This is a genomic window from Marinobacter sp. GH_1 (assembly GCF_048595985.1).
Classification (GTDB): Bacteria; Pseudomonadota; Gammaproteobacteria; order Pseudomonadales; family Oleiphilaceae; genus Marinobacter; species Marinobacter shengliensis.
On the sequence record NZ_CP184460.1, the window covers coordinates 1,729,593 to 1,753,456 of the forward strand.

At 57.6% G+C, this 23,864-nt stretch carries 24 protein-coding genes; 18 read left to right on the plus strand and 6 right to left on the minus strand.

Annotated features, from left to right (window positions below; translation table 11 throughout):
* Window positions 1–99 precede the first annotated feature (99 nt).
* Both ppsA and rraA read left to right on the plus strand, forming a co-directional pair.
* On the plus strand, window positions 100–2,472 hold the full coding sequence (gene ppsA / locus ACNSOI_RS07955) for a phosphoenolpyruvate synthase (RefSeq protein ID WP_061331894.1): 2,373 nt from the start codon (window positions 100–102) through the stop codon (window positions 2,470–2,472).
* A 49-nt stretch (window positions 2,473–2,521) separates the two neighbouring features.
* Complete coding sequence (rraA, locus tag ACNSOI_RS07960; RefSeq protein WP_058090404.1) at window positions 2,522–3,001, plus strand: ribonuclease E activity regulator RraA; 480 nt, start codon at window positions 2,522–2,524, stop codon at window positions 2,999–3,001.
* A 52-nt stretch (window positions 3,002–3,053) separates the two neighbouring features.
* Here rraA and ACNSOI_RS07965 read toward each other — a convergent pair whose 3' ends face one another.
* The 3 genes from ACNSOI_RS07965 to ACNSOI_RS07975 form a co-directional block, all read right to left on the minus strand.
* Window positions 3,054–3,344 carry a PilZ domain-containing protein gene (locus tag ACNSOI_RS07965; RefSeq protein ID WP_061331896.1) on the minus strand — a complete coding sequence of 97 codons (291 nt, stop codon included), beginning with the start codon at window positions 3,342–3,344 and terminating at the stop codon, window positions 3,054–3,056.
* A 5-nt stretch (window positions 3,345–3,349) separates the two neighbouring features.
* A complete protein-coding gene (locus ACNSOI_RS07970; protein WP_420195529.1) occupies window positions 3,350–4,018 on the minus strand; it encodes a TIGR04211 family SH3 domain-containing protein in 669 nt (222 codons plus the stop codon).
* A 131-nt stretch (window positions 4,019–4,149) separates the two neighbouring features.
* Window positions 4,150–4,449: a YciI family protein gene (locus tag ACNSOI_RS07975; protein WP_058090407.1), complete on the minus strand. Its 300-nt coding sequence runs from the start codon at window positions 4,447–4,449 to the stop codon at window positions 4,150–4,152.
* Between the two features lie 87 nt (window positions 4,450–4,536).
* Between ACNSOI_RS07975 and ACNSOI_RS07980 the strand changes: the two genes are divergently transcribed.
* Window positions 4,537–5,403 carry a PHP domain-containing protein gene (locus tag ACNSOI_RS07980; RefSeq protein WP_138436482.1) on the plus strand — a complete coding sequence of 289 codons (867 nt, stop codon included), beginning with the start codon at window positions 4,537–4,539 and terminating at the stop codon, window positions 5,401–5,403.
* On the opposite strand, the gene ACNSOI_RS07985 is transcribed toward ACNSOI_RS07980, so the two are convergent.
* A complete protein-coding gene (locus ACNSOI_RS07985; RefSeq protein ID WP_106695471.1) occupies window positions 5,400–5,942 on the minus strand; it encodes a YecA family protein in 543 nt (180 codons plus the stop codon). The two genes, ACNSOI_RS07980 and ACNSOI_RS07985, sit on opposite strands and share 4 nt — an antisense overlap.
* 2 nt (window positions 5,943–5,944) lie before the next feature.
* Window positions 5,945–9,073 carry a ribonuclease E gene (gene rne, locus ACNSOI_RS07990; RefSeq protein ID WP_420195530.1) on the minus strand — a complete coding sequence of 1,043 codons (3,129 nt, stop codon included), beginning with the start codon at window positions 9,071–9,073 and terminating at the stop codon, window positions 5,945–5,947.
* A 591-nt stretch (window positions 9,074–9,664) separates the two neighbouring features.
* Between rne and rluC the strand changes: the two genes are divergently transcribed.
* From rluC to ACNSOI_RS08005, 3 genes are read left to right on the plus strand one after another with little or no spacing between them, the layout of a single operon-like run.
* Entirely contained in the window at window positions 9,665–10,741 is a 1,077-nt protein-coding gene (gene rluC, locus ACNSOI_RS07995) for a 23S rRNA pseudouridine(955/2504/2580) synthase RluC (RefSeq protein WP_269063650.1), read from the plus strand.
* Window positions 10,741–11,388, plus strand: coding sequence for an HAD family hydrolase (locus tag ACNSOI_RS08000; RefSeq protein ID WP_106695474.1), 648 nt, complete (start codon window positions 10,741–10,743; stop codon window positions 11,386–11,388). The genes rluC and ACNSOI_RS08000 overlap by 1 nt, the downstream gene beginning before the upstream one ends.
* A 24-nt stretch (window positions 11,389–11,412) precedes the next feature.
* The gene (locus ACNSOI_RS08005) at window positions 11,413–12,468 is read left to right on the plus strand and encodes a S49 family peptidase (RefSeq protein ID WP_138436480.1); all 1,056 of its coding nucleotides are present in this window, start codon (window positions 11,413–11,415) and stop codon (window positions 12,466–12,468) included.
* Between the two features lie 19 nt (window positions 12,469–12,487).
* On the opposite strand, the gene ACNSOI_RS08010 is transcribed toward ACNSOI_RS08005, so the two are convergent.
* Window positions 12,488–13,090: a Maf family protein gene (locus ACNSOI_RS08010; RefSeq protein WP_106695476.1), complete on the minus strand. Its 603-nt coding sequence runs from the start codon at window positions 13,088–13,090 to the stop codon at window positions 12,488–12,490.
* Window positions 13,091–13,236: 146 nt separating this feature from the next.
* Here ACNSOI_RS08010 and ACNSOI_RS08015 point away from each other — a divergent pair, with 146 nt between their 5' ends.
* The 12 genes from ACNSOI_RS08015 to putP all read left to right on the plus strand — a co-directional run bounded on the left by ACNSOI_RS08015 (window position 13,237) and on the right by putP (window position 23,818).
* Window positions 13,237–13,794: a YceD family protein gene (locus tag ACNSOI_RS08015; RefSeq protein WP_286921253.1), complete on the plus strand. Its 558-nt coding sequence runs from the start codon at window positions 13,237–13,239 to the stop codon at window positions 13,792–13,794.
* A 30-nt stretch (window positions 13,795–13,824) separates the two neighbouring features.
* Entirely contained in the window at window positions 13,825–14,004 is a 180-nt protein-coding gene (gene rpmF, locus ACNSOI_RS08020; protein WP_011785345.1) for a 50S ribosomal protein L32, read from the plus strand.
* A 43-nt stretch (window positions 14,005–14,047) separates the two neighbouring features.
* Window positions 14,048–15,052 carry a phosphate acyltransferase PlsX gene (gene plsX, locus ACNSOI_RS08025; protein ID WP_216646179.1) on the plus strand — a complete coding sequence of 335 codons (1,005 nt, stop codon included), beginning with the start codon at window positions 14,048–14,050 and terminating at the stop codon, window positions 15,050–15,052.
* A 125-nt stretch (window positions 15,053–15,177) separates the two neighbouring features.
* The gene (fabD, locus tag ACNSOI_RS08030; protein ID WP_230712693.1) at window positions 15,178–16,116 is read left to right on the plus strand and encodes an ACP S-malonyltransferase; all 939 of its coding nucleotides are present in this window, start codon (window positions 15,178–15,180) and stop codon (window positions 16,114–16,116) included.
* Between the two features lie 15 nt (window positions 16,117–16,131).
* Window positions 16,132–16,875 (plus strand): 3-oxoacyl-ACP reductase FabG, encoded by a 744-nt coding sequence (gene fabG / locus ACNSOI_RS08035; protein ID WP_061331907.1) that lies wholly within the window; start codon window positions 16,132–16,134, stop codon window positions 16,873–16,875.
* Window positions 16,876–17,007: 132 nt separating this feature from the next.
* Complete coding sequence (gene acpP, locus ACNSOI_RS08040) at window positions 17,008–17,241, plus strand: acyl carrier protein (RefSeq protein WP_008938713.1); 234 nt, start codon at window positions 17,008–17,010, stop codon at window positions 17,239–17,241.
* A gap of 125 nt (window positions 17,242–17,366) precedes the next feature.
* Window positions 17,367–18,614 (plus strand): beta-ketoacyl-ACP synthase II, encoded by a 1,248-nt coding sequence (fabF, locus tag ACNSOI_RS08045; RefSeq protein ID WP_061331908.1) that lies wholly within the window; start codon window positions 17,367–17,369, stop codon window positions 18,612–18,614.
* A gap of 7 nt (window positions 18,615–18,621) precedes the next feature.
* Window positions 18,622–19,440 (plus strand): aminodeoxychorismate lyase, encoded by an 819-nt coding sequence (gene pabC / locus ACNSOI_RS08050; RefSeq protein WP_106695480.1) that lies wholly within the window; start codon window positions 18,622–18,624, stop codon window positions 19,438–19,440.
* Window positions 19,441–19,445: 5 nt separating this feature from the next.
* On the plus strand, window positions 19,446–20,507 hold the full coding sequence (gene mltG / locus ACNSOI_RS08055) for an endolytic transglycosylase MltG (RefSeq protein ID WP_167392915.1): 1,062 nt from the start codon (window positions 19,446–19,448) through the stop codon (window positions 20,505–20,507).
* Entirely contained in the window at window positions 20,507–21,148 is a 642-nt protein-coding gene (gene tmk / locus ACNSOI_RS08060) for a dTMP kinase (protein ID WP_420195712.1), read from the plus strand. The genes mltG and tmk overlap by 1 nt, the downstream gene beginning before the upstream one ends.
* 98 nt (window positions 21,149–21,246) lie before the next feature.
* Window positions 21,247–22,026, plus strand: coding sequence for an AraC family transcriptional regulator (locus ACNSOI_RS08065; RefSeq protein ID WP_061331911.1), 780 nt, complete (start codon window positions 21,247–21,249; stop codon window positions 22,024–22,026).
* A gap of 301 nt (window positions 22,027–22,327) precedes the next feature.
* Window positions 22,328–23,818, plus strand: a complete 1,491-nt coding sequence (putP, locus tag ACNSOI_RS08070; protein ID WP_286254925.1) for a sodium/proline symporter PutP — start codon at window positions 22,328–22,330, stop codon at window positions 23,816–23,818.
* Window positions 23,819–23,864 lie beyond the last annotated feature (46 nt).

Genomic DNA, 23,864 nt, shown 5'->3' on the forward strand with positions numbered 1-23,864 from the left:
GGAGTTGTTCCGCAGCTCCCTAGGTAATTTCCGCAGGTTACAGTATCATACACGCCAGATTCGAGACTCCGCGCTACACAGACTCAAGGGAGACGTGCTTTGGAAGATTACATCATCTGGTTTGACCACCTGGGAATGTCCGATGTTGACCGGGTTGGAGGCAAGAACGCTTCCCTCGGTGAAATGATCAGTAATCTCGCCAATGCAGGCGTTACCGTTCCCGGTGGTTTCGCCACCACTGCCTATGCCTATCGCGAGTTTCTGGCCACCGATGGCCTGAAAGACAAAATCGACCAGGCTCTTGATGCCCTTGATGTAAACGATGTTAACGAGCTCGCTCGTGTCGGTGCCCAGATTCGCCAATGGGTGGTTGATACTCCGTTCCCCGATAGTCTGGATAATGCCCTGAAAGAGGCATTTGCGAAACTCCAGAATGGTAACGAAGACATGGCTGTGGCGGTTCGCTCGTCTGCCACTGCAGAAGATTTGCCGGATGCCTCCTTTGCCGGCCAACAGGAAACTTTCCTGAATGTGTCTGGCCTGCAGCAGGTTCGCACTTCGGTCAAAGAGGTGTTTGCTTCCCTGTTTAATGACCGGGCGATTTCCTACCGTGTTCACCACGGCTTTGATCACAAGCTGGTAGCGCTGTCGGCGGGTATCCAGAAAATGGTACGCAGTGAAACCGCTTCCAGTGGTGTCATGTTTACCCTGGATACCGAATCCGGCTTCCGCGATGTGGTGTTCATCACGTCGTCCTACGGCCTGGGCGAGACGGTTGTACAGGGCGCCGTTAACCCGGATGAGTTTTACGTGCACAAGCCTACGCTCGAGGCTGGCCGCCCGGCGGTGCTGCGCCGGAACCTGGGGAGCAAGGCCATCAAGATGGTTTACCATTCCGAGCCAGGCGAAGGCCAGTTCGTGGAAACCGTCAAGGTAGAGCAGGAAGACCGTAACCGCTTCTCCATTACTGATGCGGAAGTGGAAGAGCTGGCCAAGCAGGCCATGATTATCGAACAGCACTACCAGCGCCCGATGGATATTGAGTGGGCCAAAGACGGTGACGACGGCAAGATCTACATTGTTCAGGCCCGCCCTGAAACCGTGAAGAGCCGTGCCTCAGCCAACGTGATGGAGCGCTACCTGTTGAAAGAAACCGGTAAGGTGCTGGTGGAAGGTCGCAGTATCGGCCACAAGATCGGCAGTGGTCCGGTCAAGATTATCACCAGCATTAACGAGATGGACCGTGTTCAACCCGGTGATGTTCTGGTCACCGACATGACCGACCCGGATTGGGAACCGGTGATGAAGCGCGCTTCCGCCATCGTCACCGACCGTGGTGGCCGTACCTGTCACGCGGCGATCATCGCCCGTGAGCTGGGTATTCCTGCAGTTGTTGGTTGCGGCGATGCCACCGAGTTACTGAAAGACGGCCAGGATGTGACCGTATCCTGTGCCGAAGGCGACACCGGCATGATCTACGAAGGCGCCCTTGACTTCGAGCTGCGTGAAAACACCGTGGATTCCATGCCCAACATTCCGTTCAAGATCATGATGAATGTGGGCAACCCGGACCGGGCCTTTGACTTCCAGGCGCTGCCCAACGAAGGTGTTGGCCTGGCTCGCCTTGAGTTCATCATTAATCGCATGATAGGTGTTCATCCGAAGGCGCTGCTGAACTACGACGGCCTGCCCCGCGATATCAAACAGACAGTCGACAAGCGTATTGCCGGCTACACCTCCCCGGTGGATTTCTACGTCGACAAGCTGGTTGAAGGTATTTCGACCCTGGCCGCAGCATTCGCGCCGAAGAAGGTCATTGTGCGGTTGTCTGACTTCAAATCCAACGAGTACGCCAATCTGATTGGCGGCACCCTGTATGAGCCGGACGAAGAGAACCCGATGCTGGGCTTCCGTGGCGCATCCCGTTATATCTCCGAAACCTTCCGCGACTGTTTCGAGCTGGAGTGCCGGGCGCTCAAGAAAGTCCGTAACGACATGGGCCTGACCAACGTTGAGGTAATGGTACCGTTCGTTCGCACCGTGGGCGAGGCCGAACAGGTGGTTAACCTGCTGGCGGAGAATGGCCTCAAGCGTGGCGACAATGGCCTGCGCGTTATCATGATGTGTGAGCTGCCGGCCAACGCGATTCTGGCTGAACAGTTCCTGGAGCACTTCGACGGTTTCTCAATTGGCTCCAACGATCTGACGCAGCTGACTCTGGGCCTCGACCGGGATTCCGGTATCATTGCGCATCTGTTTGACGAGCGGAATGATGCCGTCAAAGCCCTGTTGTCCAACGCTATCCAGGCCTGTAAAAAGGCTGGGAAGTACATCGGCATCTGCGGTCAGGGCCCGTCTGATCATCCGGACCTGGCCAAGTGGCTGATGGACGAGGGTATCGATACGGTATCCCTGAACCCGGATTCCGTGCTGGATACCTGGTTCTTCCTGGCTGACGAGAAGATTGACTGAGCGCGAGTATCTCGGAAAACGCTAACATTTCGGAAAAGGAGAGTAGTAGGTGAGCAAGATCATTACGCCGGATCTGTGCGACGAGTTTCCGGAAGTGCAGGTGGTTGAGCCTGGCTTCAACAACTATGGTGGTGTGCGCCAGTTTGGCGGCGAAATCGTTACCGTGAAGTGCTTTGAAGACAACTCCGTGGTCAAGGAGCAGGTAGGTCTGCCAGGCAACGGGCGAGTAATGGTGGTAGACGGTGGTGCGTCCAAGCGCAATGCGTTGCTGGGCGACATGCTGGCCGAGAAAGCCGCAGAGAATGGCTGGGCCGGGCTGATAATTTACGGCTGCATCCGGGATGTGGACGAAATTGGCCAGACCCACCTGGGTGTGCAGGCCCTGGGCACGGTTCCCCGGAAGACTGAAAAGCGTGGTATTGGTGACCTGAACATTCCGGTTACCTTCCACGGCGTGACCTTTCACCCGGGGCATTACGTGTATGCCGATAACAATGGCATCATCGTATCCGAGAAGCCCCTGGTTTGACCTGGGGGTGTCCTGGAGAAATAAAAAACGGCGGCCAGAAGGCCGCCGTTTTTTATTGGGTAACTTCTGTGATGTTGACGCCGATCAGATAACCTTCGCCCTCTGGCTCGCAACGAATGACCTCACACACGGTCTCCAGCGGGGGTAGCTGGTTATCTGCGCCTTCCAGGCGGGTTCTGAGTTCACTGCCCACGGCGACAGCCTCGTCAATAAACAGCTGCATGCCCGCGGCGCTCAGGTCCCGGCAGATGCCGGTGAATGTATCGCCCCTGGCATTGGTGATTTCAATGCGGCTGTTTACCTGCATCCGGTGAAAGTCACGTTTTTCCGAGTAGTCTTTCATGGCATTTAGGCCCAGTTGTCGGTTTTTCTTGTTGGTTTGAGCATCGGAATGAGCAGGGCCAGCAGAACACCGCCGAGCACCAGGCCGGCGCCTAGCAGCATGAAATCGGAATCCTTGCTGGCTTCAAGCCGTTCATTCTCTGCCGTCAGTACTTCCAGGTCGTTACGCAGTTTCTGATTCTCCTCGCGCAGCTCCCGGTTGCGTCGCTCCAGGTTGATGGAGTCCGCCGCGATATTCTTGATTCGGTTGAGTTCTTCCTGAAGTTCACCTGCGCGGTTGGAAAGGCTGCTTTCGGCATTCTGCAGGTTGTCACGTTCTTCCGTAACGGCCGACAACTGCTCGCGGACACTCGTGAGCTCCGATCGCGCCTGCTCCAGTTGCTGGGTGGCGCGTCGTAACCGGTCAGCGGCAATCGGCTGGTTGCTGAGATACTGGCTTGAAACCCAGCCTTCAGTGCCTTTGGGAGTTCTCACCTTGGTGTAACCATCGCCTACTTCCAGCACCTCCAGCGGTGTGCCGCTGGGAACCGCGTTTTCAATAATCCGGAACTGGGAGCCGGCTCCGGATCGAACGGGCAGGTAGAGCTTGTCGTCAACCCATACGGTGCGGGCTTGAGCGACGGAAACCGAAGCGATGATAAGCAAAAGGCTGAGAAGAAGACGGAGCGATGTCACGGATTACGTTCCCTGGTATGGTCTATTGACGGTCATTCAAACACGCAATTTTGTCACACAGTGACGGGTATTCAAGCAATCGCGGGTTACAATCCGCTCATGCAGTGTTGTCTGGTTACGCTATCACCAGCTCAGGGCAGCACAACCTTGTAGGGCTTGACGGTAACGGATTGATACACCCCTGCTTCAATGTACGGGTCGGCATCCGCCCACGCCTGTGCCTGTTCCAGTGATTCGAACTCGGCGATGACCAGGCTGCCGCTGAACCCGGCTTCGCCCGGGTCCGGGGAGTCGATGGCCGGGTGGGGGCCGGCTACCAGCAAACGCCCCTCGGCTTTCAGTGCTTCCAGCCTTGCAACATGAGCCGGGCGGGCGGTCATCCGAAGGGCCAGACTGTTGGGGACATCTTCGCTGATAATGGCGTAATACATGGGTGCTCCGGTGCAAATCTCGGTTTGGTTAGGGTCGGATAGCCAACACTGGTACACTGGCGGCTATCGCCCAGTTCAGGACTGTTTGTGACTATACCTCAAGACCCGAAACCGTGCATTGATCTGCATTGCCATAGCACCGCATCCGATGGTGCGTTAACGCCGGAGGACCTGGTCGCTCGGGCAGCAGAGCAGGGTGTCAGCCATCTTGCACTGACCGACCATGACACCATTGCTGGTCTCGCTCAGGCTCGCGCCCGGGGGCAGGAACTGGGGCTGTCACTGATTAGCGGTGTTGAGCTGTCTTGTGTCTGGCGCAGCCACACCATTCATGTGGTCGGCCTGGACTTCGATGAAGCGGATCCGGCCTTTCTGGAGGCGCTGGCGCAGCAGAACGAGAACCGGTGGCAGCGAGCGCGGTTGATTGCCGATAGGCTGGCTCGCCTGAAGGTTGACGGGTTGCTGGAGAAAGCGACAGCCCTGGCCGGAGGCGATGTGCCCGGACGACCGCATTTTGCCCAGGTTCTGGTAAACGCCGAGGTGGTGCCAAAGACCGCCCATGCGTTCAAACGCTACCTTGGCTCCGGTAAGCCCGGTGATGTGAAGGCCTGCTGGCCCGAATTATCTGAAGTGGTGCAATGGATCACTGATGCTGGCGGCATCGCTGTGCTTGCGCATCCCCGAAAATACCGGCTGACGGCAACCCGCCTGCGTGAACTGACAGCGGATTTTCGCCGGGCTGGTGGTCGGGCCATTGAGGTATCGGTATCCGGGCAGTCCAGTGGTGATCTTGGTTTTGTGGCAGAGTTGGCAAGACGGGAGCAGTTGCTGGCGTCTCAGGGCAGCGACTTTCATTTTCCCGGTGCGCCCTGGTGTGAGCTGGGCCGTATCATGAAAATGCCAGAGGGGCTGGAGCCCGTCTGGCATCATTTCAGGCAACCGGTGAGCGCTTAGTCCGGTGCGTGGAACAGCAGGTAGAGGTCCGTCAGTGAATCCGGAATGGCTTCCGCCATGCGACCTGATAACTTCTCATCGTTACGCACGTTCTGGAAGTCCTCGTCCTCGAACAGGCCGGACAGGGTAAGCATCGGCACCATCAGGTCCGCGACGTCTTCCTCGCTGGCGGCATCGAGCCAGGCCTCTTCATTTTCCAGGAAGGTATCAACAAACCCGGCGCACCAGTTTTCCAGTGCGTTCATGGGATCGCCATCTTCCGGTTCGGGCAATTCCAGGGGTTGCCCCATGTCCAGGGCATGGGCCATATCAGAAGCCAATACCTTCACGCAGTGAGCGAAGACCTCCGGTACCTTGCCGTCCGGCAGGGTGTCTGCGCCGGTGGCGAGGCGGAAGATATCTTCCGCCTCCAGGCTGACCGGGCCGATAACGCTGGCACACACCACACCGTGGAACCCGAAGAAATCCAGGGCTTCATCTCCCCAGGGCTCGGCGAACAGTATGTCTTCCAGCGCCTCGATATCCGAATTGGTCAGCATATTCAGTTACTCCCGGCCTTCTTGGCTTCGGCGGCCGCACGCTGGCGCTTACGGACCTCACGTGGGTCATTGTATGCACGGCCCGGAGTGACCGGAACGTCTGGCATTTCGTCCTGTGCGGGGGCGTTCTGCGCATCTTCGGCTTTTGCTTCTGCCTTGGGCTCTGCGTCAGTCTTAGACTCAGCTTCAGGTTCTGCCTGGTCAGCCTTGGCCTCGGGCTCGGGGCTCTCTGGCTGAGCTTTTGGTTCTTCACCCCCGGGCTTTTCGGCAGTTTCAGCTTGCTCTGCCTTTTCAGCCTTCGGGGCATTCGCCGTTTCGCTGTTTGCTGCCTTGCTTTCGGTCTTTGAAGCTTCCGTCGCTTCAGCAGGCTTGCTCTCGGACTTCGGCGTTGCTTCCGGCTTGTCAGTTGGCTCTGCTGCTTTTGCTTCGCTGTCGGTCTTGGTGGCCGGCGCTTCAGCATTAGCGCTATCTGCAGCCTTGTCTGCGGCTTTCGGTTTGCGCTGACGGTTTGCCGGGCGAGCCTTGCGGGGTTCCCTGGGCTCCTTGTCCTTCTCGGCGTTACCGGATTCAGGCGCGTCAGCCGGCTTCGCGGCGTCAGCCTTTGCGTCGGTTGTTTCGCTCGCCTTCTGGCCGTCAGCCTGGTTGCCTTGCTCTGCCGGCTGGGCAGGTTGCTCGGCTTTCTCTTCCGGCACCTTGTCGGCTTTCGGTTGTTCCTGCTTGTCAGCCTTGGGTGTCTCCACCGTGGCCTTGTCTTCGGCGGCAGCGCTCTTCGGTGCTTCAACCTTCTTGGGCTGTTCAACCGGTTGCTGGGCTGGTTGTTGCTTCGCCTCTTCGTTATCGGTCTCTACGCCTTTCTCGGGCTGAGTATCCTTCTGGTGCCTTTCGCTGCGTTCTGCCTTGCGAGCGGCCGGTGTGCTGGCCGGAGACTCGGCAGGTGAGCCGTCGCGATTACGCTGGCGGCGTGGCTTGCGACGTTTGTCGTCACCACCCTGCTTGTTCTCGGCCGGCGCCTTCTGGGCATCTTGTTGCGGTTCGCGATTGTCTTTCTGGTCTTTCGCATCGCGCTGCGGACGATTGCGGTTCTGGTTGCGACCCTGTGAGTCCTTGCGGTTGTCCCGACGGTTCTCACTGCCTTTTGTGTCCGCGCCGCGGTTATCGCCGGCCTTGTCCTGCTGCCCTGAACGATTCTGGGCACCGCGGGACTGGTCATCGTTGCGGTTGCCGCGATTACGGTTGCGGTTATCATCAGCGCGGTTTGGCTGGCCACTCTGGCGGCGGTCGTTTCCGGTGCGATTGCCACCCTGGCGCTGGTCGTCACGGGCTACCCGTGATTTGCGGCGGTCCTGGCGGCCCTGGTTACGACGGTCTCCGGCGCGGTCACGGTTACCGGCGGCTTGTTTGGTGTCGGTTTGCTCCTGCTCACCGCGGAAGAAACAGGCAATTTTCTTGCCGAGCTTGCGGAACAGGCCTTCTTCTGGCTCCGCAGGTTCAGCGGCGGCCTGGGGTGCTGTCGGGGCAGGGGCTGTGGGGCGGATGGCCTTCACGGCAGCCTGCTCACGAACCGGCTTTTCGGTGGTCTGTACTTCGGCGCTTTCTTCTTCCCGCTCGTTGTATTCCTGAGCAACCTGATGGCTGGCAATGTGCTCAGGGGTTGCTTCATCCTGACGCAGACGGATGATCTCGAAGTGCGGTGTTTCCATATTTGGCACCGGAGCAACCACCACGGAAACGCCCTGGCGTGCCTCGATGTCGGCCAACTGCTTGCGTTTTTCGTTCAGCAGGAAGGTAGCCACGGACACCGGCACGATGGCGCGGACTTCGGCAGTCTTTTCCTTGGACGACTCTTCGTAGATCAGTCGCATGATGCTCAGGGCCAGGGATTCAATACCCCGGATAGTGCCCTGGCCTTCACAGCGCGGGCACACTTCGCTGCGGGTTTCACCCAGTGATGGGCGCAGGCGCTGACGTGACATCTCCAGCAGGCCGAAGCGGGAAATCTTGCCGACCTGAACGCGGGCCCGGTCGATTTCCAGGGCTTCACGCATTTTCTGCTCGACTTCGCGCTGGTGCTTGGCGGGTGTCATGTCGATGAAATCGATAACGATCAACCCGCCCATGTCCCGCAGGCGCAGCTGGCGAGCGATTTCTTCTGCCGCTTCCAGGTTGGTCTGCAGGGCAGTTTCCTCGATATCGTGACCTTTGGTGGCCCGGGAGGAGTTGATATCAATGGAGACCAGTGCTTCAGTGGGGTCGATCACGATGGAGCCGCCGGAGGGCAGCTTCACTTCCCTCTGGAACGCGGTTTCGATCTGGCCTTCGATCTGATAGCGGCTGAACAGAGGGATCTCATCCTTGTACAGCTTGATCTTGTTCTCGAAGGTGGGCATCACGGCGCGTACAAAGCTGAGTACATCTTCATAAACGCCGTCGGCGTCGATCAGGACTTCGCCGATGTCCTGGCGGAGGTAGTCACGAACCGCCCGGATGATAACGTTGCTTTCCTGGTGAATCAGGAATGGCGCCTTGCGCTCGCCAGCCGCCTGGGTAATGGCTTCCCAGAACTGTACCAGGTAATCAAGGTCCCACTGGAGCTCTTCGGTGGTACGGCCAATTCCAGCGGTGCGTACGATGATTCCCATGGATTTAGGCACTTGTACGCCGTTCATGGCATCTTTCAGTTGGGAACGGTCATCACCCTCAATACGGCGGGAGATGCCGCCGGCGCGTGGGTTGTTGGGCATCAGCACCAGGTAACGGCCGGCCAGAGAGATAAAGGTGGTCAGGGCTGCGCCCTTGTTGCCACGCTCTTCTTTATCAACTTGTACGATGACTTCCTGCCCTTCAGACAGGACGTCCTTGATGTTGATCTTGCCTTCGATCTGGCCGGGAGACTTCTTGAAGTACTCTTTGGAGATTTCCTTCAGCGGGAGGAAGCCATGACGCTCTGCGCCAAAGTCGACGAACGCCGCTTCAAGGCTGGGTTCTACACGGGTGATCCGGCCTTTGTAAATGTTGGCTTTTTTCTGTTCGCGGGTGCTGGATTCGATATCCAGGTCAAAAAGCCGTTGGCCGTCTACCAGAGCTACGCGCAACTCTTCAGGGTGAGTTGCATTGATCAGCATTCTTTTCATGGAAAGAAAGGGTTCCTGTCGTTTGTTAGTGACAGAAAACCGGGGGGATTCGCATCAGCGAAGCGGGATGTGCGTGCCGCGGGCCCTGTTACAGCAGGGCGGGCCGGCGGCCAGACGGATCAGACCCTTATGGGGCTTGATCCTGTAAGTCTGAGACCACCGCCGACGATCCGCCTGCCTGACAGCAGGGAGAGGTCGAATAGGGTGAGTGTCTGTTGACGCATAATATCCGTTTTCAGGTTCACACAAACTCCTGGGTCTCACGTCGTATTGGTTTGCTGGACGGCCCGGGTTTGCATGGTAGTGATTCTTCGCGATGTCGCCCGACGGTTTTCCGGTCGGTTTTTCCTCTCCCGGAGCAGGCCGCAGCCTCTCTGGGTCTGCCCTGTGGTCCGGGAGTTTGTTTCACGCCGGGCCCGGTAATGATTGGGCTTCGGCGTTCAATCTCTTAATCAGTGTCGGTATACTGCTGCCGCTCCGGCTTCTGACCAGAGTTCGTCAGGCCGTAGACAAACGGCAGAGCACGCCGGAATATAACAGTAAAGCGGTGTTCGTTCAATCCCGCGTTTATCACCCAGTAAAAGGTATCCCATGTCGCGCAAGCCAGTAGCCCGTCGTCAGCCGCCAAAACGCGGCAATCCGTCCCGTGGGGGATCGGGCCGGGCAGGACCGGTGTCCTCTGATGGGCATCGCGGAGAGTTGCCGGCAGGCCAGGTGCAGAAGGGTGTCCAGTGGGTGACGGTGGACGAGGATATGGCCGGCCAGCGGGTTGACAACTTTCTCCTCGCCCGCCTGCGGGGCGTGCCGAAAAGCATTGTGTATCGAATTGTTCGCAAGGGTGAGGTGCGGGTTAACAAAGGTCGAGTAAGGCCGGATTCCCGCCTTCAGGCTGGCGACGTGGTGCGCATTCCGCCGATTGTCCAGAAGAGCAAGCCGGAGTCGCCTACGCCCGGTGATCGGGTGCAATCGGTTATGGAAGCGGCGGTGGTCTTTGAAAATGACGATATGCTGGTGGTGAACAAGCCCTCGGGTATTGCCGTTCATGGTGGCAGTGGCCTGAGTTTTGGTTTGATCGAAGTGCTCAGGTCGGCCCGGCCGCAAGCAAAGTTCCTGGAGTTGGTGCATCGGCTGGACCGGGATACGTCCGGTTTGGTGATGGTGGCTAAAAAACGGTCGGCGTTGCGTTTTCTCCAGGATGAACTGCGGCACAAACGCATTCGTAAGCATTATCACGCCCTGGTGGCGGGCACCTGGCCAGCAGGCATTGGTCGGGTTGATGAACCGCTCCTGCGCTATGAGATGCCGAATGGCGAGCGGCGGGTGAAAGTAAGTCCCGAAGGCAAGGAATCGCTGACGCTGTTTCGCTGTTTGCAGCAATACCAGGGGTACAGTCTGGTGCAGGCGTCGCCAGTAACCGGTCGTACGCACCAGATTCGCGTGCACAGCGCCTCGGCCGGTCACCCGATAGCCGGCGATGACAAATATATGGACGATGCCAGTCTCAAGGCATTTCGGGCCATCGGTGGGCAGCGGCTGATGCTTCATGCCAGGGCCCTCGAGTTCACATTGCCGGGATCTGATGAGGCAATGAGCCTCGAAGCGCCGTATGATGAGCCATTCGCCAAGGTGCTCAAAGAGCTTGAGCAGCGTAGCAAGGGTAGTTATTGATGGATGTAAAGGTTGTTATTTTTGACTGGGACGGAACGCTCATTGATTCCGTGGACCATATTGCAGACAGCTTGCACCAGGCTGCAACCGAGCTGGGGTACCCGGAGCTGGAGCGCGAAGCCTATCGGGATATTATTGGGCTGGGCATGATCGAGGCTCTGGAGCGTCTGTACCCGGGGTTGAGTCGCGAGGAAATGATGCGGATTCGGGAGGGTTACGCGGGTTACTTTTTCCAGAAAGTGACCACGCCCCAGAACGTATTCGAGGGTATGGCGGACATACTGGCCGACTTGCGTGGCTCCGGCCGGAGTTGTTCGGTGGCCACCGGCAAGAGCCGCCGGGGTCTGGAAGTGGCACTTACCTCCAGCGGGCTGGGCACCCATTTCGACATTACCCGGTGTGCTGACGAAACCAAATCCAAGCCCGACCCGCTGATGCTTGAGGAAATTCTGGATTTCTACGGTTACCGGCCTGAGCAGGCGGTGATGATCGGTGACACCCGCTACGACCTGGATATGGCTCGCCGTATTGGTATGCCGGCGATTGGGGTTGAGTGGGGAGTGCATAAGCGTGACGTGCTGGAACAGTATGATCCCCACGCGGTAGTGAGTTCTGTTGATGAGCTTCGGCGTACGCTGGGGCTATGATCGTTTGTGGTTAAGGAATAGCGGATGAGTGACTGGGAATCGGATAAGGAGCCGGGCTGGGGTGACAAGCCTGCAGAGCCTGAGCAGAGTGCGCCGGCGCGAAAGCGAGGTTTGTTTGGCAGTAAAGAGCCGGCGTTGCCGCCGGAATCGGGGCGCGACTGGCGACTGATCGAGAAGCTGGTGATGTCGCTGCAGGCAGAGCAGCGCCGAAGCCGTCGCTGGGGGATCTTTTTCAAGATTTTGACGTTTGGTTACCTGTTTGCGCTGCTTTTCTTTATACGTTCGCCTCTTGGTGACAGTGTTGATTCCGTTGCCGGTCACCACACCGCATTGGTGGAGGTCAGGGGCACTATTGCCGCAGACGAGCTGGCGAGCGCTGATAACCTGGTGACATCACTGCGCAATGCCTTTGAGGCTGAGCGCTCAAAGGCAGTGGTGTTAAGGATCAACAGCCCCGGCGGCAGCCCGGTGCAGGCAGGCTACGTCTACGATGAAATTAAACGCCTACGGGAAGAGTACCCAGACAAGAAGGTCTACGCGGTTATCTCGGACATCGGCGCCTCTGGTGCTTATTACATCGCGGCGGCGGCTGATGAAATCTACGCCAATCGGGCCAGCCTGGTGGGATCGATCGGCGTTATCGCCGGTGGATTCGGGTTCAGTGAAATGCTGGACAAAATCGGTGTGGATCGCCGCCTTTATACTGCCGGAGAGAGCAAGGCTTTCCTTGACCCGTTCTCGCCTGAGCGCGATGAAGATGTTGCTTTCTGGCAGAGCGTGCTGGAAAACACTCACCAGCAGTTCATTAGTGCCGTAAAAGAGGGCAGGGGTGATCGCCTGGCAGACGACGAGCGGTTGTTCAGCGGTCTGGTGTGGAGTGGCGAGCAAGCTGTTGAGCTGGGGCTGGTGGACGGGCTGGGCAGCACCTCCTGGGTGGCCCGTCAGTTGGTGGGTGAGGAGAAGCTGGTTGACTACAGTCGCCGTCGCTCGCCCTTCCGTGAGCTTGTGGACCAGTTGGGCGTCTCGGTCGGCGAGGGTGTCGCTACCCGTATGTTGGAATCGCGCCTCGAATTGCGTTAACGGCCTGCTGCACCCCGGATTATGGTTCGGGGTGTAGCAGTGGGTTGTTACCGAGCCGGATCAGAATCTCGTTCAGGGCAATCAGTGGCAATCCAATCAGGCTGTTGGGGTCTCGCCCTTCCAACCCCTTGAACAGGGTTATGCCCAATCCCTCCATCTTGAAGCTGCCAGCGCAGTCATAGGGTTGCTCTCGGTGCAGGTAGTTGCTGATTTCCTCCCTGGTAAGGTCGCGGAAATGTGCAATAAAGGTTTCGCAGCAGTGTTCGAGAACGCCTGTCCGGGTATCGAGCACCGCCAGGCCGGTGAGGAAATGCACGCTTTTCCCGCTGCTCCGGCTGAGTTGTTCAAGCGCCCGCTCATGGCTGCCTGGTTTGCTTAACAGTGTGCCGTCCGGCAGGGCGGCGACCTGGTCCGAGCCGATGATGAGTTTTCCGGGGTGCTCCGGTGCAAGCGCCTGGGCTTTTTGGGTGGCCAGTCGAACCGCCAGGGCATCCGGTAGTTCGCCTTGTAGCGGCGATTCGTCGATATTCGGGCTGGCGGTCTCAAAGGGCAGGCCGAGCTGGTCGAGCAGGCGTTTGCGGTAAGGGGATGATGACGCTAGCAAAAGGCCGGGTGAGGTCATGGCTGCCTTATAGAGATGGTGGATTGATGGATCTGTCAGGTTTACCGGTCCATATCGTAAAATACCCCTACACGGAGCGGAACCCCCGACAGAAAGTGGATTAAGTCTTTGACAGAGGCGGGTCGCGCCCCTAAAATTGCGCGCCTATGTCTAAAGCGCCGATCGCCGAACTGCCGAAATCCGTTGACCCTATCCGGTTGGCTGAGCAGAACAGAACACTTGAGGGGGTAGTTCCACTCAAGGGTCTCGCTCGTTTTCGAGAAGCAGTTCCTGGCTTGCAGGATGGCAGTGAATGCCATGTTAAGCTGTCCTTTTATCAGGATAGTGAGCGCCGAAGGGTTGTGTCGGGCGAGCTGTCTGCGCCGGTCACACTGGAGTGCCAGCGTTGCATGACTGATATGCATACGACACTGGAATCCCGTTTTGATCTCGGGTTGGTCATCAACGATGAGCAGGCCCAACGATTGCCGAAAGCACTGGAACCCTTTCTGTTCGAGGACTTCAGCGCAGACTTGTGGGCCATGGTGGAAGACGAGCTATTGCTGGTATTACCACCCTTTCCTCTCCATGAGAGGGACGAATGCCCGGCAAAGGAAGACCTGGAGGCACTGGAACCATCAAACGTTGCCAGTGAGCCAGAGGTAAAGAAAAGAGAAGATAACCCGTTCAGTGTTCTGGCGGGTCTCAAGACGACAAAGCATTAACGTTTTCGTAAATAGGTCAGGAGCATAACCATGGCTGTACAGCAAAATCGCAAGACCCGTTCCAAGCGTGGCATGCGCCGTTCGCACGACGCACTGAGCGCCGCCGCTCTGTCTACAGACGCAACCACCGGCGAAGTTCATCGTCGTCACCACGTCTCTCCGGACGGTTTTTACCGCGGAAAGCAGGTTGTTGAGGCTCGCGACGAGTAAGATCGTCGGGATACCCTTCTGACCCGTGACGCATGGACGAGCGGTGAGTAAACCGGTCACCATTGCTATCGACGCCATGAGCGGTGATCGTGGCGCCGAGGTGGTGGTTCATGCTTCGCTGGAAGCAGTGCGTGAAAATGAGGCCTTGAGTCTTGTTCTGGTGGGAATCCGGAGCGAGCTCGAGGCCTTGTTGATTGATGGGCACGAACGGATTCGCATCGTTGAGGCGGCGGATGTGGTACGCATGAACGAGCGCCCTTCCCACGCCATTCGTCATAAGAAAAACTCCTCCATGGCTATTGCGCTCGGGCTTGTCCGGGACGGCGAGGCCCAGGGGTGTGTCAGTGCCGGCAATACCGGCGCCCTGATGGCGTTCGGCCGGTCGATTATCCGCATGTATCCCGGTATTGAACGGCCGGCCATCGCCAAACTTATTCCTTCCCTCCGTGGCCGTTGCCACGTTCTGGATCTCGGTGCGAATGTCGATTCCACGGCGGAGAACCTGTATCAGTATGCGCTGATGGGGTCGCTCATGGCCTCGGCCATTTGTGCCCAGCCTGAGCCTCGTGTTGCTTTGCTTAATGTTGGCGAGGAAGAGATCAAGGGCAACGAGCAGGTTCGCCTTGCCTCCCATATGTTAGCCCAATGCGACACCATCAATTACATTGGTTATGTCGAGGGCAGTGACCTGTTTCGGGATGTCGCCGATGTAGTAGTCTGTGACGGTTTTGTCGGCAACATTGCATTGAAAACCGGCGAAGGTGTCGCCGGGTTGCTGATCGAGCTTCTTGAGCAGGCATTTACCCGCTCGCTTTATGGTCGCTTTGTGGGCTGGTTGGCAAAACCGATTATTGGCCGCCTCCTTCAGTTGATGGACCCGTCCCGTCATAACGGTGCGAGCCTGCTTGGGCTCCAGGGTGTGGTCATTAAAAGCCATGGCAATGCCAACGAGCGCGCCATGCTGGCTGCTATTCGCCAGGCCGTTCGGGAAGTGGAGCTCGAAGTGCCACGAAGGATCAACGAAAGACTCGATGATCTGATGTTATGATGCCTGTCCCGGTCGGGTCCCGACTAAAGTAGACCCGCATTTTCAGGGTTAATCGCGGATAATTGGCCTGAATTGTACTATTGGCTAATCTCCAGTAACCCATCAATGACGATAAGATTCCGCTTATGAAATCAGCGTTTATTTTCCCCGGACAAGGCTCCCAATCGGTCGGCATGCTTAAGGATGCTGCCGAGGCGTGGCCAATGATCAGCGAAACCTTCGATGAGGCGTCTAACGTTCTTGGCTACGATCTCTGGCACCTGTGCCAGCACGGTCCCGCTGAAGAGCTGAATCAGACCATGGTTACCCAGCCGGCCCTGTTAACCGCCAGTGTTGCCCTGTGGCGCCAGTGGTGTGTCTCGGATGGGCCACGTCCTGATTTCGTCGCAGGTCATAGTCTGGGCGAGTACAGCGCGCTGGTGGCCGCGGAAAGTCTGGACTTCATTGAAGCAGTCAAACTGGTTCAGCTTCGTGGCGAACTTATGCAGGATGCTGTCCCTGCCGGTGAAGGCCGCATGGCTGCCATTCTGGGGCTCGAAGACGCAGACGTTGTTGCGGCCTGTGAAGAGGCGGCCCAGGGCGATGTGGTGGCTGCGGTGAACTTTAACGCCCCGGGGCAGGTGGTTATTGCCGGCTCCGCCGCTGCCGTTGAGCGGGCTATTGAAGCCTGTAAGGGCCGCGGGGCGCGGAAGGCGATGCCGCTGCCGGTGAGTGTGCCGTCCCATTGTGCCCTGATGAAAGGTGCTGCCGAACAGTTGGCCGAAGCCCTGGAAGATGTCCGGTTTAACGATGCTGTCATCCCGGTGGTCCAGAATGTGAATGCTACTGTTGTCAAAGACGCAGACACGCTCAAGAGCAATCTGCTGAAGCAGCTATACTCTCCTGTGTTGTGGACGGACTCGATCCGCACGCTCAGTGATGAAGGAGTGACGGTTGCGGTTGAATGCGGTGCTGGTAAAGTGCTTGCCGGGTTGATCAAGCGGATTGAGCGCGGTTTGCCGGTGCACGGTATTGAAGATCCCGATTCTCTGGCCGGCGCCCTGGCGGCATTCGGCCAGTCCTGATAAACGGAGTTGTTTATGTCTTTGGAAGGCAAGGTTGCGCTGGTTACCGGTGCAAGCCGTGGTATTGGGAAAGCCATTGCCCATGAGCTGGCCCGGCAGGGTGCAGAAGTCATTGGTACCGCGACCAGTGAAGCCGGCGCAGAGGCCATCACCAGTGGACTGAAAGAAGCCGGCTACCAGGGTTATGGCATCGTGATGAACGTAGCCGAACCGGAAAGTATTGAAGCGGGCCTGAAGCAGTTGACTGAACAATCCGGTGCGCCTGCGATCCTGGTCAACAATGCCGGTATCACCCGTGATAACCTGCTGATGCGTCTGAAAGACGATGACTGGGCTGCCGTGCTGGAAACCAACCTTTCCAGTGTGTATCGCACCAGTAAGGCGGTGCTTCGCGGCATGGCCAAGGCCCGTTGGGGCCGGATTATCAACATCAGCTCGGTGGTGGCCGGTATGGGCAACCCCGGGCAGGGTAATTATTGTGCAGCCAAGGCCGGGGTGGAGGGTTTCACTCGTAGCCTGGCGAAAGAGATGTCCAACCGTGGCATTACCGCCAATTGCGTGGCGCCCGGTTTTATTGACACGGATATGACCAAAAAACTGGACGATAAGCAGCGTGAGGCTATGCTGGAAATCATACCGGCTGGTCGCCTCGGGTCACCGGAGGAGGTTGCCTCGGTGGTGGCGTTCCTGGCTTCGGAAGGCGCTGCTTACGTTACCGGAGAAACCATTCATGTGAATGGCGGCATGTACATGGGTTAAGCTCGTTGCGGGCTGATGTGCAACCCCTTGTCGCACAACATGTTTGACAGAATCCCTGCTTGTTTGCAGGTAGGGTTTAAACTAAACTGGCAGCCATAGAGTTGCTTGGTTGACACATAAAGTGAGGACATTATGAGTACAGTTGAAGAGCGCGTTAAGAAGATTGTTTGTGAACAGTTGGGCGTGAAAGAGTCCGAGGTTCAGAACACATCTTCTTTTGTAGAGGATCTTGGCGCTGACTCACTGGACACTGTTGAGCTGGTTATGGCCCTGGAAGAGGAATTCGAGACTGAAATTCCTGATGAAGAGGCCGAAAAGCTGGGCACGGTTCAGGACGCGATCGACTACATCGTCGCGCACACCTGATACTCTGCTGATCAGATAGCCAGGCTAAAGCCGTCCTTTGGGGTTGATGAAGGACGGCTTTTTTATTGGTGGAACGAAAGTCTCAGTGTTTGGATGTTACACGGAATAATCGGGTGAACAGGGTTATGAGTAAACGACGGGTTGTTGTCACGGGCATGGGAATGCTGTCTCCGGTGGGGAATGATGTACAGTCGTCATGGGCTGCCATCCGGGCAGGGCGCAGCGGTATCGGGCTAATTGATCGGTTTGATGCAACTGACTATGGCACCCGTATTGGAGGTGCGATAAAGGATCTTGATATTGAACCCTACCTGTCCAGCAAGGAGGCGCGCAAACTGGATGCCTTTATCCACTACGGACTGATTGCTGCCCAGCAGGCGGTGGACGACAGTGGCCTGGAGCAGTTTGGCGATCTCGACAAGGAGCGGGTTGGTATTGCCATCGGATCCGGCATCGGTGGCCTGGAGTACATCGAGAAGAACGTGATCCAGATGGAGAAATCCGGCCCCCGTAAGGTGTCTCCGTTTTTTGTGCCCGCCTCGGTTATCAACATGATCTCTGGCAATGCTGCCATTCGCTTTGGGTACAAGGGGCCGAATATTGCCATTGTCACCGCCTGCACCACCGGCACCCATAATATTGGCTACGCTGCACGGACCATCGCCTATGGCGATGCGGATGTCATGCTGGCTGGTGGCTCGGAAATGGCAACAACCCGCTCTGGCGTGGCGGCCTTTTCGTCGGCCCGTGCTTTATCAACCCGTAACGATGAGCCGGAAAAAGCCAGCCGTCCGTGGGATAAAGGCCGTGACGGTTTCGTATTGAGTGACGGTGCCGGGGTGGTGGTGCTGGAAGAGCTGGAGCATGCTCGCGCTCGCGGAGCCACCATCTATGGCGAGGTGATCGGTTTTGGTATGAGCGATGATGCTCATCACATCACGGCGCCGCCCGCCAGTGGCGAAGGTGCCGGCCGGTCCATGGTCAACGCCATCCGTGACGCAGGTCTGCAACCGGAACAGGTTGACTACATCAATGCCCATGGCACCTCCACCCAGGTCGGGGATGTAGCGGAAGTGGCAGCGGTCAAGTCGGTGTTTGGTGCGCACGCACACAAGCTTGCCATGAGCAGCACCAAGTCTATGACCGGCCACTTGCTGGGGGCCGCCGGCGCTGTCGAAGCCATTTTCTCGATACTGGCCGTGCGCGACGGGGTTTTACCGCCGACCATCAATCTGGACGAGCCAGACGAGGGCTGTGATCTGGACCTGGTGCCGCATAAGAGCCGAGAGGCGGACGTTCGGATTGCTCTGTCGAATTCGTTCGGTTTTGGCGGCACCAACGGCACGCTGATTGTAAGTCGTTACGAAGACTGACCCTACCGTGTTTGATCTGTATTGGGCTGAAGACGGTGGTGTTCCACCGGGAGACCGGGGCCTTGCCTACGGCGATGGTCTGTTCGAGACCATTGCCATCATGGGCGGTAAGGCCAGCCTGTTGGGTTATCATCTTGACCGGATGGTCCGTGATGCCGGCCGGCTTGCCATCCCGGTGGCGCGCCCGGAACTTGAGGCAGCCTGCGCTCGCGCCCTGGAACGATATTCCGGCCTGTACCCGTCCTTAAACTGGGTGCTCAAGCTGACCCTCACCCGTGGTTCGGGTGGGCGGGGCTACCGCCCGGAGCCCCGCATGAAGCCGTCTCTCATTGTGTCCCATTCCGCTTTCCCCAGTGTTCCCGGGCCGGAAGGTGTGGTGGCCGATTTCTCCCGTGTTCCGCTGACAGTGAACCCGCTTCTGGCCGGGATCAAGTCGTTGAACCGACTTGAGCAGGTGATGGCGGCCAGGGAACTTCAAGGGGATGTCTTTGAAGTGCTGATGAGCAATCGTGATGGCCATGTGGTGGAAGGCACCCGGACCAATCTGTTCATGCTGTTTGAAGACGTATGGCTGACACCGCCTGCTTCAACCCTGGCGGTTGCGGGTGTGATGCGTCGTTACGTGCTTGACCGGCTGAGAATTGCCGGCCACGAATTCCGGGAGATGCCACTGACGCTTGATACACTGTTGGGCGGCGGCTGTCAGGGGCTTTGGCTCAGCAACAGTGTTGTCGGGGTGGTGCCGGTTCGCAATCTGGCCGGGCACGATTTGCCTGTTGACCAGCGACTTGCGACAATCGTTGGTTCACCGGCAAGACTGGATTGATTCGCGTGTTCAAGAAGTTACTGATCGTTGTTGTTGCTGTATTCGTGCTCGCTGCTGCCGGCGGTGGCTTGTGGGCCTGGCAGGGTTTGCAAACCCTGAAGCAACCCGTCGCACTGGACGAGCCGGTGCTGTTTAACGTGCCGGCAGGCACAGGGTTCAGCCGGGTGGCACGGCAGCTGGAGAATGAAGGCTATGTGTCGGATGCGCTCTGGCTCAGGCTCTATGGCCGCCTCTATCCGGACCAGACCAGGATCAAGGCGGGTGACTATGAATTCTTGCCCGGCATGACACCGGTTGCCATGGTAGACGCCATGGTCGAAGGTAAGGTAAAGCTTTGGTCGGTCCAGTTTATTGAAGGCTGGACGTTCCGCGACATGCGTGCTGCGCTGGCGCGTTCTGAGCGGCTCAAAAAGGTCACCAGTGACTGGACTGATGAACAGGTCATGGCGGCGGTTGGCGCGGAAGATCAGCATCCTGAAGGCTGGTTTTTTCCGGATACCTACATGTTCAGCTCCAGTGAGTCTGATCTGGATATTCTCAAGCGTGCCCACAATCGTATGGTGAGCGTGCTTGAGGAAGAATGGCAGAGCCGGGCCGAAGGTTTGCCCTACGATACCCCTTATGAAGCCTTGATCATGGCTTCTATTGTTGAGCGGGAAACTGGTGTGCCCTGGGAGCGTGGGGAAGTGGCGGGCGTGTTTGTGCGGCGACTGCAAAAAGGAATGCGGCTGCAGACCGATCCCACCGTTATCTATGGCATGGGGGACCAGTACCAGGGGCGTATTCGCCGCAGCGACCTTCAGACCTACACCCCCTATAACACTTACCGAATCAACGGTCTTCCGCCCACACCGATTGCGCTGCCCGGGCGGGACTCTGTGCACGCCGCTTTGCATCCGGAGGACGGCGATACCCTCTACTTTGTTGCCCGTGGTGATGGTAGCCACAAGTTCTCCCGAACCCTGGCGGAGCACCAGAAGGCGGTCAGGGAGTATCAGTTGAATCGCCGTGAGGGCTACCGCTCGTTTCCGGCACCGGGAACCCTGAACAACAGCCGGGAAGAATGATGCACAACAGAGGCCGTTTTATCACCTTCGAAGGCACCGAGGGCGTTGGCAAATCCACACAGCTGGAAAACGCTGCGAACACCCTCAAGGACCTCGGCATCGATTTTATCGTTACCCGAGAGCCCGGTGGCACGCCTATGGCGGAAAACATCCGGGAGTTGTTGTTGTCGCCCCGGGAGGAGCCGGTTCATGAAACCACAGAATTGCTGTTGATGTTCGCAGCGAGGGCCCAGCACCTGCATAACCGGATTCTTCCGGCCCTCGACAAGGGGCAGTGGGTACTGTGCGACCGCTTCACCGATGCCACCTTTGCCTATCAGGGCGGCGGCCGGGGTGTGCCCGCCGAGCGTATCGCGTTGCTGGAAACCCTGGTTCAGGGTGAGGTACGGCCAGACCACGTCATCCTGCTGGATGCGCCCGTGGAAACCGGTATGGCCCGGGCGAAAAAGCGGGGAGAGCTCGACCGATTTGAACAGGAAACCCTGGCCTTTTTCCAGCGCATTCGCGATACCTACCTGGCGCGGGCTACGGCGATGCCTGGCAACTACCATGTGGTTAATGCAGCATTGCCGCTGGAGCAGGTATCGGCCAGTGTGTCGGCGTTGTTGGCTGCCCTGGTTAAAATGGCGGAATCCGCCTGATTAACCGGAGTACGGCCATAGTTGCGTCGATTTCGTGCACTTTTTGTAATGTTCTGCTTTAATTGATGTACATTCTCAGTTAACGGCCGGCAGCATTAATGCTCAACGCAAAACTTCTCAAGCTTCCCATCGCCGCTCACCAGCATCGGCACGAACACCACCAGATTGTCATCGGGGTGAGGGGAGAGGCTGAGTTGAGTGTCGGTGGCACCGGGGCTCACCTGGATACCTGGAAAGCCTGTGTTGTGCCCACTGAGGCAAGCCACGATTACTGTGGCGATGATCAGAACCACGTTCTGGTGATCAATCTTGACCCGCTCACCCCCGCTATCAATACGCCGGCCCATGCGGATTACGAACGGATGATGCGGTTTTTCGAGAAGCCGCGCACCCTGCAGATGGACAGCCGGTTACAGGGGCTGGTCCAATTTACCGCCGGTGAATTTGACCGCGCGCCAGACAACCTCACCCTGCAGCAGCATCTGGCTTCGAGTATTCTTTACTGCATGGCGGACCGTATTGTGGACCGTCAGGTCCAGTCTTCCAGCCGGGCAAGCATCAGCCCAGAGGTGATCCGACGTTATATCCTGGCCAACCTGCATCGAAAAATTACTGTCGAGGAAATGGCCAGTGAGGCGTGCCTCAGTGTCAGTCGATTCCATGAGGTTTTTCGGGAGGTGGCGGGCATAACCCCTCATCAGTTTCTGCTGCAGACCCGCCTTGAGCAGGCCGCTCACCTGCTTGCTTCATCGTCTCTCTCGGTGTCGGAAATAAGCTACCGAACCGGGTTCTCCTCCCAGAGTGCCTTGACCAATGCGTTGCGCAAATACAAGGGCACAACGCCCTCCAGATTGCAGATTAATGAAAGTGTTGCCTGAACTGGGCGGTAAATTCGGTAGTCCCGTAGGATTATGCAAAAGAATCGTAGGATTTTGTAAGCCGTAGGTCCGTAGTAATACTAACTTAATGCATCTGTAGAATCGCACTTTTTGCTCGGCAATCGTGGTCGTAAAGGTGTGAATGATAACTATAGTGAAGGAGTGGCTGTGCGGGGGCTTGCCTCGCTCCAATTCGGATGGATTTTGGGTAAACAAGAACAACGGCCAGTCAACCAACAGTGATGTGGTACCTGTGCCTTAAGAGCGGACTCAGTCCGACTCAATAAACCGGAGGAGCCTTATGGCTATTGGCGTTTGGATCAGTCTATTTGCGTATTTTGCGATTATGATCGGCATTGGCGTTTACGCCATGCGGAAAGCCTCGGCGACAGCTGAAGATTATATGTTGGGTGGACGTGGGCTCAGCCCCAAAGTAGCGGCCTTGTCGGCCGGTGCTTCCGACATGAGTGGCTGGCTGCTTCTGGGCTTGCCCGGGGCGTTGTTTGTTACCGGCTTGGCAGACGCCTGGATCGGTATCGGCCTGTTTGTGGGCGCGTTCATCAACTGGGTAATTGTTGCACCCAGATTGCGTGAACAAACTGTTCACTACGGTAATGCCCTGACCATACCTGCCTTTCTGGCAAACCGCTTCCCTACCAAGGCGCTGCCTCTGCGCACGGTATCGGCGATTGTTATTGTTGTATTCTTTGCGGTCTACACGGCATCTGGTCTGGTTGCAGGCGGCAAGCTGTTTGAAAGTGCGTTTTCCGGCATCTTCAACTTCGGCGGTCTGAGCGACTATGGCGTAGGTATCGTGATCACTCTCGGTGTCGTTCTGGCGTACACCGTGGTTGGTGGTTTCCTGGCGGTGAGCATGACCGACTTTGTACAGGGCTGCATCATGATGCTGGCTCTGGTGTTAATGCCGGCAGTGGTATTGTTTGGTGAAGGCGGCGGCGGTTTCGCTCAGGCGTCTGAAACCCTGAACAGCGTTGATCCGACGTTGCTATCGTGGACCGAGGGATTGACACTGATTGGCTGGCTCTCAGCGGTAGCCTGGGGGCTGGGTTACTTCGGCCAGCCGCACATCATTGTGCGTTTCATGGCAATCCGCACCGTGCACGAAGTGTCTGTGGCCCGTAACATCGGCATGTCCTGGATGGCCATCTCTCTGATTGGCGCCATCTCCCTGGGCGTTTTCGGTCGTGCCTATGCTATCCGCAACGGTATGGACGTGGCTGACCCGGAAACCATTTTCATCATCCTGGCGGACCTGCTGTTCCACCCGTTGATCACCGGTTTCCTGTATGCAGCCCTGCTGGCAGCGGTTATGAGTACCATCTCCAGTCAGCTGTTGGTGGCTTCCTCATCCCTGACCGAGGATTTCTACCGCCTGTTCCTGCGTAAAGAGGCTTCCGACAAGGAGTGTGTGAACATCGGCCGTGCCTGTGTTGTGGCGGTGGGTCTGGTTGCAGCGCTCATTGCTTCTGATCCCAACTCTCAGGTTCTGGCGTTGGTCAGTAACGCCTGGGCAGGCTTTGGTGCTGCCTTCGGCCCGCTGATCATTCTCGGCCTGACCTGGTCCCGCACCAACGGCGCTGGCGCACTGGCTGGCCTGATCGTAGGTGCTGTCACGGTAATGGCGTGGATTGCTCTGGGCTGGAACGGCAGCTTTATGGGTGGCCCGGGTGTGTATGAAATCATCCCTGGCTTCATCGCCGCCTTCATCGCCATCGTAGTGGTGACTCTGGCGACCAGCGATGCCGGCGAATACCAGCATATCGAGCGGTAATAGTATTCACTGGTAACAATCAGTGTTCTGACAAGGGCTCCCTACG